Origin of the sequence: Pseudomonas sp. S04 (assembly GCF_009834545.1) — a bacterium.
Taxonomy (GTDB): Bacteria; Pseudomonadota; Gammaproteobacteria; order Pseudomonadales; family Pseudomonadaceae; genus Aquipseudomonas.
On sequence record NZ_CP019427.1, the window covers coordinates 2,357,997 to 2,371,098 of the forward strand.

At 60.0% G+C, this 13,102-nt stretch carries 11 protein-coding genes and 1 pseudogene; 5 read left to right on the top strand and 7 right to left on the bottom strand.

Going from position 1 to position 13,102, the window contains the following annotated elements; all coding sequences use genetic code 11:
• Positions 1–31: 31 nt before the first annotated feature.
• A complete protein-coding gene (locus PspS04_RS10640; RefSeq protein WP_095170098.1) occupies positions 32–598 on the bottom strand; it encodes a helix-turn-helix domain-containing protein in 567 nt (188 codons plus the stop codon).
• Positions 599–757: 159 nt separating this feature from the next.
• On the opposite strand from PspS04_RS10640, the gene PspS04_RS10645 reads away from it, so the two are divergent.
• Positions 758–1,975 carry a M24 family metallopeptidase gene (locus tag PspS04_RS10645; RefSeq protein ID WP_159995092.1) on the top strand — a complete coding sequence of 406 codons (1,218 nt, stop codon included), beginning with the start codon at positions 758–760 and terminating at the stop codon, positions 1,973–1,975.
• 104 nt (positions 1,976–2,079) lie between these two features.
• On the opposite strand, the pseudogene PspS04_RS27755 reads toward PspS04_RS10645, so the two are convergent.
• Positions 2,080–2,284: pseudogene (locus PspS04_RS27755) on the bottom strand (OprD family outer membrane porin); the annotation flags it as partial.
• Positions 2,285–2,533: 249 nt separating this feature from the next.
• Between PspS04_RS27755 and PspS04_RS10655 the strand changes: the two are divergent.
• Together PspS04_RS10655 and PspS04_RS10660 are read left to right on the top strand one after the other, a co-directional pair.
• A complete protein-coding gene (locus PspS04_RS10655) occupies positions 2,534–3,592 on the top strand; it encodes an aromatic ring-hydroxylating oxygenase subunit alpha (protein WP_159995094.1) in 1,059 nt (352 codons plus the stop codon).
• Between the two features lie 87 nt (positions 3,593–3,679).
• Positions 3,680–4,630, top strand: coding sequence for a PDR/VanB family oxidoreductase (locus PspS04_RS10660; RefSeq protein ID WP_159995096.1), 951 nt, complete (start codon positions 3,680–3,682; stop codon positions 4,628–4,630).
• Between the two features lie 9 nt (positions 4,631–4,639).
• On the opposite strand, the gene PspS04_RS10665 is transcribed toward PspS04_RS10660, so the two are convergent.
• From PspS04_RS10665 to mhpT, 4 genes are all read right to left on the bottom strand, one after another.
• On the bottom strand, positions 4,640–5,356 hold the full coding sequence (locus PspS04_RS10665; protein ID WP_095170102.1) for a GntR family transcriptional regulator: 717 nt from the start codon (positions 5,354–5,356) through the stop codon (positions 4,640–4,642).
• Positions 5,357–5,442: 86 nt separating this feature from the next.
• Positions 5,443–6,693, bottom strand: coding sequence for an OprD family porin (locus tag PspS04_RS10670; RefSeq protein ID WP_095170103.1), 1,251 nt, complete (start codon positions 6,691–6,693; stop codon positions 5,443–5,445).
• A 66-nt stretch (positions 6,694–6,759) separates the two neighbouring features.
• A complete protein-coding gene (locus PspS04_RS10675; RefSeq protein ID WP_159995098.1) occupies positions 6,760–8,094 on the bottom strand; it encodes an MFS transporter in 1,335 nt (444 codons plus the stop codon).
• Positions 8,095–8,588: 494 nt separating this feature from the next.
• Entirely contained in the window at positions 8,589–9,806 is a 1,218-nt protein-coding gene (gene mhpT, locus PspS04_RS10680) for a 3-(3-hydroxy-phenyl)propionate transporter MhpT (protein ID WP_095170105.1), read from the bottom strand.
• 332 nt (positions 9,807–10,138) lie between these two features.
• On the opposite strand from mhpT, the gene PspS04_RS10685 reads away from it, so the two are divergent.
• Entirely contained in the window at positions 10,139–11,461 is a 1,323-nt protein-coding gene (locus PspS04_RS10685) for an OprD family porin (protein WP_159995100.1), read from the top strand.
• Positions 11,462–11,509: 48 nt separating this feature from the next.
• On the opposite strand, the gene PspS04_RS10690 is transcribed toward PspS04_RS10685, so the two are convergent.
• The gene (locus PspS04_RS10690; RefSeq protein ID WP_095170107.1) at positions 11,510–11,998 is read right to left on the bottom strand and encodes a MarR family winged helix-turn-helix transcriptional regulator; all 489 of its coding nucleotides are present in this window, start codon (positions 11,996–11,998) and stop codon (positions 11,510–11,512) included.
• Between the two features lie 211 nt (positions 11,999–12,209).
• On the opposite strand from PspS04_RS10690, the gene PspS04_RS10695 reads away from it, so the two are divergent.
• A complete protein-coding gene (locus PspS04_RS10695; RefSeq protein WP_095170108.1) occupies positions 12,210–13,040 on the top strand; it encodes a p-hydroxycinnamoyl CoA hydratase/lyase in 831 nt (276 codons plus the stop codon).
• The last annotated feature ends 62 nt before the right edge of the window (positions 13,041–13,102 follow it).

Sequence of the window (13,102 nt, forward strand, 5' to 3'; positions counted from 1 at the left end):
TCAGTGACACTTACTTATTCGGCGCGACCGCTCAAGTCGCGGGGTGGTCGTCGAGCAGGCCGCCCATGGTGGTGACAACCAGCACTTCGGCAACATCGTCGCCAGAGTTGGCGATGGAATGGTGCTTGGTGGAGTCGAAATGCACCGATCCCCCCGGGCCGAGCGGGTAGGTGTGGCCTTCGATGGTGTAGACGATCTGCCCGGAGAGCACATAGGTAAACTCTGCGCCTTCGTGGGAGATGAGTTCGGACTGGTAGCCCACCGCCATGGTCATCTTCATCGCGTTGATCAGGTTACCGGGAAAGCTGCTGGACAGGCGCTCGTAGACCAACGGCTGGCTGCCCACCGTGTACCGCACACGCTGGCCCTGGTGGGAGTCAGGCTGGGGCTGGGGAGGCTGTTCGAACAGGGAATTGAGCGGAATGCCCAAGGCACTTGCGATTTTCGCCAGCGAGGAGATGGACACGCCAGTGAGGTTACGCTCCGCTTGGGACAGGAAGCTGGCGGTGAGGCCTGTTTCAGTGGCGACTTGGTTCAGGGTCTTGTTGGCGGCACGGCGGTAGCGGCGCAACCGTTCCCCGATCTGTTCTACGGTCATTGGCGTGGCTCGTATTCTGGAAGGCGCCAGTATAGCGGGCGACGCATCGCTGAGAAGGCTTTTCGCCTAACTGAAATTAAGTAGCACTGAAAATAGGCGTTGACTGGAGTTTAAGTCAGGCTTAAATTTCGAGCATTACACATAATTCAGGAGAACGAGATGACAGTCGGTGTTGGTGGCAAAACTGCGGAACAGGCGCTGGCCGGCCTGACGAAGATGACTGCGGGCATGCAGCCCATCGGCCTCGACGAATACCTGTCACGTATTGCCAAGGCCCAGAGCCTGATGCTTGAGCAGGGCATTGCTGCCCTCTATCTGAACGCCGGCAGCAACCTGTACTACTTCACCGGAGTGAAGTGGAATCCGAGCGAGCGCATGGTCGGTGCCGTGCTGCCCGCCAACGGCCCGCTGGCCTATATCGCCCCGGCTTTTGAAGAGGGCACCATCCGCGACTTCCGCGAAGTGGATGGGGTTATCCATGGTTGGCAGGAGCATGAGAGTCCTTACCGCCTGCTGCTCGACATGCTCGCTGGAATGGGCATCGCCGACGACGCAGTGGTGGGCCTATGCCCGTCCCTGGCGTTCTGCATGTTCGAGGCAATCCGCCGCCTCGAATCGCGCTTGGAGTTCATAGACGCTTCCTGCGTGATCAACCTGTGTCGCTATCACAAGAGCGCTACAGAATTGGCGCTGATGCAGCGCGCCAAAGACATGACCTTGCAAGTGCACAAGGCTGCCGCCAGCATCCTGCGCGCAGGTATCAGCACCACCGAGGTTGCCGAGTTCATCCGCGAGGCGCACCGCAAGGTGGGCGCGCCGGGTTCGACCTTCTGCATCGTGCTGTTCGGCGAGGCCAGCGCCTTCCCCCATGGGGTGAAACACGCGCAGGTGCTCAAGGACGGCGACATGGTGCTGATCGACACGGGCTGCCTGCTACACGGCTACCAGTCGGATATCACTCGCAGTTACGTGTTCGGCACCCCGAGCGACCGCCAGCGCGCGCTGTGGAACCTGGAAAAGGCCGCCCAGTTGGCTGCCTTCGACGCCGCCCGCCTGGGCGAACCCTGCCAGGCGGTGGATGCCGCCGCACGGCTTAGCCTGGAAGTCGCCGGTCTCGGCCCGGACTATCAGTTGCCCGGCCTGCCGCACCGCACCGGACATGGCATCGGCCTGGACATTCACGAGGGTCCCTACCTGGTGCGCGGTGATCAGACGCCGCTGGCCGAGGGCATGTGCTTCTCCAATGAACCGATGATTTGTGTGCCTGGCGAGTTCGGCATTCGCCTGGAGGACCATTTCTACATGACCGCCACTGGCCCGCGCTGGTTTACCCAGCCGAGCCACTCCGTGGACGACCCGTTCGGGTTGCAGGCCTGAGCAGGCGATTGTCCGAGGGGCTGGCTGCCTGAAGCGAAGGGGCGGCAGCGGCCCTTCACTTCAGGTAGTAATCGGCCTGAAGCAGCGTGAAGTCGTGACGAGCACTGCCAAGTGCGTTCCTGCGTGTTATCGAAACTAGAGTTGAAGCGGTCGTTGACCAAGGTGCCGCCACTGGCACCGTTAACCCGCACCCAGGCGGTATCTGCGGTGAGCTTCTGCAAGCCAGCATGTAACGTGCTGCTCCCCTGTTTTGTTGTCCATGTCGCCGGCCAAGCTGGCACCCTCTTCCTTGCCAATGAAGTAGCCCATGGTTAGCGGTTGCCCACTTGACGACGCAGCAGGCCGTCAACGGCACTGATTGCCTGGGAATAACCATCGCCCCCCAAGCTGAAGATCATCGCATCGACCACGCCAGGCATGGGGTTAATGCGCAGGATTAAAACACTGCAAGCGTATTAATGGATCCATTAAGTGATTAACAAGGCAAAATAGCTTGACTTGTTCCGGTCAAAATCGATCAAATGGATCCATAAGAATAAACCTGGCCTGGAGATCCCCATGTATCCGAAGAACACCTGGTATGTCGCCTGTACCCCCGACGAGATCGCCGAGAAGCCCCTGGGGCGGCAAATATGCGGTGAGAAAATCGTTTTCTATCGCGGCCATGAAGGGCGTGTTGCCGCCGTCGAGAATTTTTGCCCGCATCGCGGCGCTCCCTTATCGCTTGGCTATGTCGAGAACGGCAACCTGGTCTGCGGCTACCACGGCCTGGTGATGGGCTGTGACGGCAAGACCGTCGAAATGCCGGGGCAGCGCGTACGGGGCTTTCCGTGCAACAAGACCTATGCCGTTGAAGAGCGTTACGGTTTTATCTGGGTCTGGCCTGGGGAACAGGACAAGGCCGACCCTGCGCTGATCCACCATCTGCAATGGGCGGTCAGCGATGAGTGGGCCTATGGTGGTGGGCTGTTCCATATCGGCTGCGACTATCGCCTGATGATCGATAACCTGATGGACCTGACCCACGAAACCTACGTGCACGCTTCCAGCATTGGCCAGAAGGAAATCGATGAAGCGGCACCGGTCACCACCGTTCAGGGTGACGAAGTGGTCACCGCGCGGCACATGCAAAACATCATGGCGCCGCCGTTCTGGCGCATGGCCCTGCGGGGTAACAACCTGGCCGACGACGTGCTGGTGGACCGTTGGCAGATCTGCCGCTTCAGCCCGCCCAGTCACGTATTGATCGAGGTGGGGGTGGCCCATGCCGGCAAGGGCGGTTACGACGCCGAGCCGCAACACAAAGCCGCGAGCATCGTGGTCGACTTCATTACACCGGAAGCCGACACCTCGATCTGGTACTTCTGGGGTATGGCACGCAACTTCAATCCGCATGACGAAGCGCTGACCGCAAGCATCCGTGAGGGCCAGGGCAAGATCTTCAGCGAAGACCTCGACATGCTCGAGCAACAGCAGAAAAACCTGCTGGCCAACCCTGAGCGCAACTTGCTCAAGCTCAATATCGATGCCGGTGGCGTGCAGTCCAGGCGAGTGCTGGAGCGCATCATCGCCCGAGAGCGGACCCCGGCGGTCGAGCTGATCACCTCGGTCAAATAGCGACGACGAGCGCTCTCCAACATACCGCGGTCCACACCCATTCCCCTATTTCGCGGCCACTGCGGTGGCCGGTCTTGAAGGTGCGACATGATTGAAGTCGTCGTGACATCCCGCAACAACGAAGCGCTGGATATTTGTAGCTACGAGCTGACCTGTGCCCAGGGTGGGGAGCTGCCCGGCTTCACTGCCGGCGCCCACATCGATGTGCACTTGCCTGGCGGGCTGATCCGTCAGTACTCACTGTGCAATCACCCGCAAGAGCGCCATCGCTACCAGATCAGCGTACTCAAGGACGCAGCCTCGCGCGGTGGTTCCCAGTGCATGCATGAGCAGGTCAACAGCGGCGATCGGCTGTACATCAGCGAGCCGCGTAATCTATTCCCGTTGGTGGCTGAAGCGCGGCGCAGCCTGTTGTTCGCCGGCGGTATCGGCATCACCCCGATTCTCTGCATGGCCGAGCAACTGGCCGACAGCGGTGCCGATTTCGAATTGCATTACTGCGCGCGCGCCGGCGACCGTGCGGCTTTTGTCGAACGACTCAAGGGGTCACCCTTTGCCGACCGCGTGCACCTGCATTTTGATCAAGACCCCGATTCGCGCCTGGATGCGGCCAGCGTTCTCGCCGGTCCGGCACCGGACTTGCACCTGTATGTCTGTGGTCCTTCAGGCTTCATGCAGCATGTGCTCGACAGCGCCAGGCTCCAGGGCTGGAGTGAAGCGCAGTTACACCGTGAATATTTCGCCGCAGCGCCGGTGGATACCAGTGCCGATGGGTCGTTCCAGGTGAAGCTTGGCAGTAGCGGCCGGGTGTTCGACATTCCGGCCGACAAGACGGTGGTCCAGGTGCTGGAAAGTCACGGTGTCGAGATCGCGATCTCCTGTGAGCAGGGTGTTTGTGGAACCTGCCTGACCCGTGTGCTGGAAGGGGTGCCCGAGCACCGTGACCTGTTTCTCACCGAAGAGGAGCAAGCTGCCAATGATCAGTTCACACCCTGCTGTTCGAGATCCAGATCGGCGTTGCTGGTGCTGGACCTCTGAGCCAAACGATCATTCGCCGCGCGCGATCACTTTAATCCCTTCGCTACTGGTGCCGCTCGCACCGAACACCTCGGCATAACGCAGGGTCGCATTGGCATGTTCGCGCATGATGGCTTCGGCGCGAGCACCCTGGCGACTGACCAGCGCGTCGACCACCGAGTGGTGTTGCATATGCGCGAAATTGAAGCGCCGGTATTCGCGTGCCATGTCCTCGCGATCGAAAGCCAGCGCCGACACTGAAGCGAAGGGACGATGGTCATTGCGCGCCAGGGCTTCGGCGATGGCCGGGTTGGCGCTGCTTTCGACGATCACCTGGTGAAAGCGCATGTTGAGGTCATGAAACGCCTCAAGGTCTTCTTCTGTCACGTAGCCTTTGTCGAACAGTGCATCGCCTTGCACCAGGCATTCATGCAGTGCCGCCCGCGCTTGCTCGCTCAAGCCACGTTCGGCACTCTGCCGGGCGGCCAGCCCCTCCAGCACCCCACGCACTTCCACGGCGCCGGCAATATCGTCGGCACTCACCGAGCGCACCTGATAACCCCGTCCGCCGTGGCGTACCAGCAAGCCTTCCTGTTCGAGGGTCAGGAAAGCCATGCGTACCGGCATGCGCGAGACGCCGAAGCGATCCGCCGTCGGAATCTCCATCAGCCGTTCGCCCGCCGCCAGTTCGCCCGAGGCAATCATTTTGCGCAGTGCCACTAGCACCATTTGACCGGGTTTACTCATGCAGGCGACTTCCAGAGAGGGGGTTCGCCATAGTAACGCAAGGAGGGGGAGAGCTGCAGGGGCGACAAGCGCCCCTGCAGGGAGGATCAGAGTGACAGCGGGTAGTTGATGATGATGCGGGTCTGATCGAAGTCACTGTTGAAGCTGCGACGGTTGGTGGCGTTGTTGACGCGCACGCTCAGGCTTTTCAGTGGACCGCTCTGCAGGGTGTAGCTGACTTCAGTGTCGCGCTCCCATTCCTTGCCATCGGTGCCGGCCTTGGTGGTGGCGTTTTCGCCGTGACCGTAGCGGGTCATCAGCAACAGGCCGGGGATCCCGGCGGCAGCGAAATCGTAATCATATCGAGCCTGCCAGGAGCGTTCGTCGGCGTTGCTGAAATTACCGTTGAACATGTCATTGCCCAGGGTTCGCCCGCTACTGCCATATACCGACATCCAGGCGGTGTCACCGCTGACCTTCTGCAGGCCCAGGTACAGGGTGTGGCCGCCAAGTTTGGCTGAGAACAACCCGTAGGCGGTGTGGCTTTGCACATTGCCGATCCGTGCGCTGCCGTCTTCCTTGTCGATGAAATAGCCCAGGTTCGCGCCGAGGGTCCAGTCAGCGAACTGCTGTTTATGCAGCAGGTTCAGATAGCTTTGCTGATAGATGTCTTCGAGTTGCGAGTGCCAGGCGCCGACCAGGGTTTGTTGTTGGTTGAAGCGGTATTCGGCGCCCATGTAGTTGAAACCGTCCGACATCACGGTGGGGGCTGCCCACGCCGAGAGGTCTTGCATGTTCGAGGAATTGCGCAAGCTCACGTCGGTGTATTGACCTGCTTGCAGGTTCAGTCCCGGCAACTCTCGGGACACCAGCATGGTGCCCTGAAAGGTCTGTGGCAGCAGGCGGCCGTCATCGTAGCGCAGCAGCGGGATGTCCGGCATGAGCTCGCCGAGCATCAGTTCTGTGGCGGATAGGCGCATTTTGGCGGCCACGCCAATGCGCCCGTAATCGTCGGCGGAGCGTCCGTCGTCGTGCACCGGAAGCAGTTCCGAACCGCTGCGTTGTGGGCCGCTGTCGAGCTTGAGGCCAAGCATCGCGATACCGTCAAGGCCAAAACCGAGCACGCCAGGGGTATAGCCAGAATTGAACTTGAGGATAGCGCCTTGGGCCCATTCTTCTATCTTGCTCTTGCTGGCGCCCGGATCGTTGAAATCACGATTGAAGTAGTAATTTCGCAGCACCAGGCTGGTCTTGGAATCCTCGAAAAAGCCACCGTCCTCAGCATGCGCTGAAGGTAGGAGGGCGATCAGGATTGCACCGCCGAGCAAGGCCCGGGGAGGGAGGGGGGAGCGAGTCATTATTATTGTATTCCTGGAGGATGTAGTCAGTAGCGAGGGCGGCCCCTCGCTACTCTTGGCATAGGCTCAAGCCTGGCTGAATTGGGCGTCAGGTTGCTGTTTGGCTTCAGGTCGCAGTAGTAGCAGCACGGCTGCGGCGATGACGAAAACCACAGCAAACACCCCATACAGATGCAGTGGCTGCCAGCCGCTATCGAGCAACAGGCCGGCCACGGTCGGCGACAGAATCGCGCCGATCCGCCCGATACCGATGCCCCAGCCGACGCCAGTTGCTCGTACCGAAGCGTCATAGACAATCGGTGACAGCGCGTACAAGCCCGCCACGCAGCCATTGGCAAACAGCCCGATCAACAGACCCAGTCCGAGGGCCATGGATACTGATGAGGCCGAGTCAACGAACAGCACCAGCAAACCTGCCGTAGCCAGCATGAACAGCGACAGCACACGGGTCAGGCGCCAGCGCGAGGCCAGGGCACCAATCAGGGCTGCGCCGAAAATACCGCCGACGCTCAGCAACACGCCGCCGCTGATCCCTTGCTGTGCCGATAGCCCTGCCGATACCAGCAGCTTGGGTGTCCAGCTCATCACGAAATAGAAGCCGAACATCACCAGGAAGAACAGCAGCCAGATCAGCAGGGTCGTGCGCCGTGACGCCGGTGAGAGCAACTGCGCCAAGCGCCCGTGGCCTGAAGTCGGCGCCGAGAGGGCGGCGGGCAGCTCGCGCAGTGGTGGCTGACCGAGGCGGGCGGCCAGGCGATTGATACGTGCCAAGGCGTTGTCGGGGCGGCGGGCGAGCAGAAAGTCCAGCGATTCGGGCAAATACATCAGCACCAGCGGAATCACCGCCAGGGTTACGGCACCACCGAAGATGAATACCGAGCGCCAGCCAAAGTGCGTCAACAGCCATACTGAAAGCAGGCCACCGAAGGTCGCACCCAGGGCATAACCGGTGGATTGCAGGCTCACCGCTAACCCACGCCAGCGTTTGTTGGCGTATTCACTGGCAATCACGTTGCTGCTGGCCAGGATCCCGCCGATTCCCAGGCCGGTCAGCCCACGCAGTAGCGCCAGTTGCACGGGCGTCTGGCTCAGCGCTGACAACAGCATGCCGCCCCCCGAGAGCAGCAGGCAAAACAGAATCAATGGTCGACGACCAAAGCGATCCGCCCACGGTGCAATAAACAGAGAGCCGGCCGCCATGCCAAACAACCCGGCACTTAACAACAGCCCGATCTGCGCGCCGTTCAGACCCCATTCGGCAGAGACCGAGGAAGCCGTGAAGGCCATCACCAGCACGTCGAACCCATCGATCATGTTCAGGACAATACAGATACCCACGGCCAACCACTGGAACGACGCCATCGGCCGTTCATCTACCACGTTCTTCAGCGCGACAGTCATAGCTGCTGCCCCTTGAGACGAGGCTGCGTACAGGTAAAACGAGAAAGGCACACGAAGGTGGGTACAAGCCAAGACTTGAGCCCGATTGAGAAGTCACTCATCACGACACCCTTGTTATTTTTATGAGCGGGCAGGCGTTTACCTGACACCGTGTGGCGCCAGTCAATCGTTTTATGGATCCATTGAAAAGTGGCTGTTAGAGGGTTTTGCTCTGTTTCTTAATATGAGTTTATAAAAACGCTTAAAAAACAAATGCTTATAGTTTTGTAAAGTGTTCGATTATCGAACGTTTCGTGGATTTCATCGCAAAGGATCCAATAGAGGAGTGTAATGGGCTGATGGGGTAGAGCCTGGGACATGCTTTGCGATTCGGGACGTTGTAACTGCACGCGCCCAGTCCCAGTGCACGCTGGCACTGGGAGAGGACGGCGGTGGTGAAACCGCACCTTACTCGATTGGATTTTGCTGCAAGGTTGAAAACTTCGCAGTGATGCTCAGTTGGCGGTATTCAGCGGTGCTTCAGTAGTCGAACTGGAGCGGGCAATCACGGTGATGATCGACAAGGCGGCGATCACCAGCCCGGGTGAAGTCGCTAGCAGCACGCCAGTAGTGCCGGCACCGGCGGCAAGGATCTGCCCGGCGGCCAAGGGGCCTGCCACTGAGCCCAGGCGACCGATGGCCACGGCCGCACCGACGCCGGTGGCGCGCACTGCAGTCGGGTAGGACGGTGGCGCCAGGGCGTAGAGCACAAGTTGCGCAGCCATGACGAAAAGCCCGGCGGCAAACCCGGCGATGGACATTGGCACGATTCCGCTAGACAGGCCGACCCCGGCCAGCGCCGCCAGCAACCCGGCATACACGAACAGCACGACCTTGAGGCCGTTGCAACGGTCCAGAAGCAGGCCACCGAGCAGCGAGCCGAGGGCGCCACCGATGTTGAACAGCATCTGGATCATGCCCGCCTGGGGTTTGCTGAAGCCCTGTTCCAGCAGCAATGAAGGGAGCCAGTTGAGCAGCATGTACATCACGGTCAAGGTGAAGAAATAGCTCAGCCACAAGGCCAGGGTGTTGCGTGTCCGGCCTTCGCCGAACAGCGCCTGTGCGGTGGACGGCCGTGGGCTGCCAGTTGCTGAACGTTGCTGGCGGAAGGCAGTGGACTCGGGCAGCAGCAGGGCCATCAGCGGTACAACCAGCAAGGGCACCAGGCCGCCGATGATGAAGGTGGTTTGCCAGTGTTCACTGGAAAACATCGCCACCACTGCCGCGAGCGCACCGCCCAGGGGCACGCCGCAGTACATGACACTGATGGCGGTGCCGCGGTTGCGTTCGCTTACGGCCTCGGCGCACAGGGCTATCAGGTTGGGCAGGGCGGCACCCAGGCCCAACCCGGTCATGAAGCGCACCAGCAACAGGCTGGAGTAACTCTCGACATAGGCAGTGCAAAGGGAAAACAGGCCGAACAGCAGCACTGCACCGACGAGGATTTTCTTGCGGCCGATGCGATCGGCGACCCAGCCGCCAAAAAACGCCCCAGGCAGCAGGCCGATGATCCCGGCACTGAACACCCAACCCATCATTTTCGGGTCCAGGGCAAAACTCTGGCGCAGCCCGGCGGCAGCAGTGCCGGCGGCCTGCAGATCGAAACCCTCGATCAACGCAACGATAAAGCACAAAGCGATTGTCAGCGTCGAACGACGCGATGGGCTGTCCATGGGGGGAACCTCATTGTTGTTTTTGTTGTGGAGTCGAGCCGTCCCATCGCACGAGGTACGCTGAAGATGACTGCTGATTAATAAGATAACAAAGATAACTAAAAAATGAACTGGCCCATAAAAATCTATAAAAACAGGATAAAAGTTATATAAATCAATGGATAAAGAGATTATCGAAAGATCTGATGAAAAATAGATAACAATATTAATGTTCGATTATCGGTCAGTTACCATTGACAGGAGTCATGGGCAATTTCCATTCTCTGTCCGCGAAGCCGGCTGTGCTGCGCTCTCCTGGCAGCACAAACAATAATAAAAAATGGAAATCGAACATGCCCAATCTCCCCACGTACGACGTTGCGACGGCGTCAGCCACCTGTGTACCCGGTATCGGTCGCGGGTGGGTCCTGGCGCTGCTCGGCTTGAGCGTTCTGCCCACCCAGCTTCGCGCCGCGGGCTTTATCGAAGACAGCCATGGCACCTTGACCCTGCGTAATTACTACCTGGACCGCCAATACAAGGACGATGGGGCCAAGACCGCTGCCCAGGAGTGGGCCCAGGGTTTCATCATGAGCATGGAGTCGGGGTTTACCCAGGGGCCGCTGGGTTTTGGACTGGACGTCCGCGGGCTGCTGGGGGTCAAGCTCGACTCCGCGCCGGATCGCAGCGGCACTGAGTTGTTGCCGGTGTCGGCCAGCGACAATCGGGCGGCGGATGAGTACTCGCGCCTGGCCCCGACCGCCAAGCTGCGTTTTGCCCAGACCACGGTGAAGTCCGGGGACGTGTCGATCTTCCTGCCGTTTGCGTTTGCCAGCCCCTCGCGACTGCTGCCGCAAACCTTTCGCGGCACCATCCTGAGCTCCAGGGACATCGATGACCTGACGCTGAACACCGGGTACATCGATCGCATCGACAAGCGCAATTCCACCAACTATGAGGCGATGACCATCGCGTCGCCCAACCGGCGCTTCAACGCGACTGCCACGACCTCGCACATGGCCTATGTGGGGGGCGATTATCAGGTCAGCAAGACGCTGAGCCTGCGTGCCTACCACGCCGAGGTGGCCGACCTGTACCAACAGGATACCTTTGCCTTGCTGCATGACCTGCCGCTGGGCGGCGGGACATTGACCAGCGACCTGCGCAGTTTTTTCAGTCGCGAGGATGGCAGTGCCAAGGCCGGTGAAGTGGACAACCGCAACGTCTCGGGGCTGTTCAGCTACCGCTATGGCGGGCATCGCCTGGGCCTCGGCTACATGCATTCCAGTGGCGACTCGGCGACGCCCTACATCTCCGGGACAGAGTTGATGGGGATGAGTGAGCTGACCATGGCTTCGGACTTTCTCAACGCCAGGGAGCGCACGTGGCAGGCCATCTATGACTATGATTTCGCAGCGTCCGGAGTGCCCGGGCTAAGGGGGCGGTTGCGTTATTTGCGCGGTGACAATATCGAGCTGGCAGCCTTCAACGCCGAAGATCGCAAGGAGCGCGAGTTCCAGATGGAGCTGGGCTATGTGGTGCAGAGCGGGCCGCTGAAAAACGTTGGACTGGTGGCGCGCAAGGCGATTTATCGCAACGATTTCCCGGCCGGCGCAGCATTTCGCGATGAAAACCAGACCCGCTTCCTGGTGACCTACACCTTGCCGATCTGGTAACCCCGGGGACTGCAGGCTTCTCACCGACACGCCCGTTGGGGGCGTGCGTCACTCCTGATAAATCTTCTTCAGCAGTCGCAGCAGCTCTTCGCGTTCCTGATCGTCCAGTGCCGCGGTGGCATCCAGGTCGCTTTGCGCGGCGATCTGGTTGAGTTCCTTGAGCAGGGTCTCGCCGGTCTTGCTCAGGAAGATCCCATAGGAACGCTTGTCCGGCTTGCAACGCACGCGAACCGCCAGCGCACGGCTTTCCAGTTTATTGAGCAGAGGTACCACCTGGGGCGGCTCGATAGTCAGTGCCCGGGCCAGGTCGGCCTGCATCAGGCCGGGGTTCTGATTGATGATCGCCAGGGCCGAGAACTGGGCGGGTCGCAGATCGTGGGCCGAGAGGCGGCCAATCAGGTTCTGGAACAGTTTGAGTTGTGCGCGGCGCATGGCGTAGCCGATCAGGTCGTTCAACGCCGAATCGAGTGGTGCCTGCATCTCGACGTTGGTCGACGCTGCCTCGATCGACTCGGCGAGGGGGGAGGGCTTGGCCATTGCAGGTGAGTCCTGAAGGTTGGAGGTTAACAAGACTATCTATTTTGCCGGCGTTGACCGGTGATTGCTATGACCAATGTTGCCTGGCGTTTTGGGGATGGAAGCTTCCAGTGCGAGGAAATTGGTTAATTCTATTAATAGTTAATTGACATAACTAATTGGCTGATTTAATTTCCAGTCATCTTCAAACCAAGAACAAGAGAGCATCGTCATGAGCAATTACGAAGGTCGCTGGACAACGGTCAAAGTGGAAATCGAGGAAGGCATCGCGTGGGTCATCCTCAACCGCCCGGAAAAACGCAACGCCATGAGCCCGACCCTGAACCGCGAGATGATCGATGTTCTGGAGACCCTGGAGCAGGATCCGGACGCCGGTGTGCTGGTACTGACCGGTGCGGGCGAAGCCTGGACTGCGGGGATGGATCTCAAGGAATACTTTCGCGAAGTGGACGCTGGCCCGGAGATCCTCCAGGAAAAAATCCGCCGCGAAGCCTCGCAATGGCAGTGGAAGCTGTTGCGCATGTACGCCAAGCCGACCATTGCCATGGTCAACGGCTGGTGCTTCGGCGGCGGCTTCAGCCCCTTGGTGGCCTGCGACCTGGCGATCTGTGCCGACGAAGCGACCTTCGGCCTTTCGGAGATCAACTGGGGTATCCCGCCGGGCAACCTGGTCAGCAAGGCCATGGCCGACACCGTGGGCCATCGCCAGTCGCTGTACTACATCATGACCGGCAAGACCTTTGGCGGGCAGAAGGCCGCCGAGATGGGCCTGGTCAATGAAAGCGTACCCCTGGCACAACTGCGGGAAGTCACTGTGGCGCTGGCGCGTAACCTGCTGGAGAAAAACCCGGTGGTGCTGCGTGCGGCCAAGCATGGTTTCAAACGTTGCCGCGAACTGACGTGGGAGCAGAACGAGGATTACCTGTACGCCAAGCTCGATCAGTCACGCCTGCTGGACACCGAAGGCGGCCGTGAGCAGGGCATGAAACAATTCCTCGACGACAAGAGCATCAAGCCGGGCCTGCAAGCGTACAAACGCTGAGGTGCCGCGCCAGGCAGCCGGGCGCATCCTGCTACGGGCGGATGCGCCGGGAGCTGCGGTTA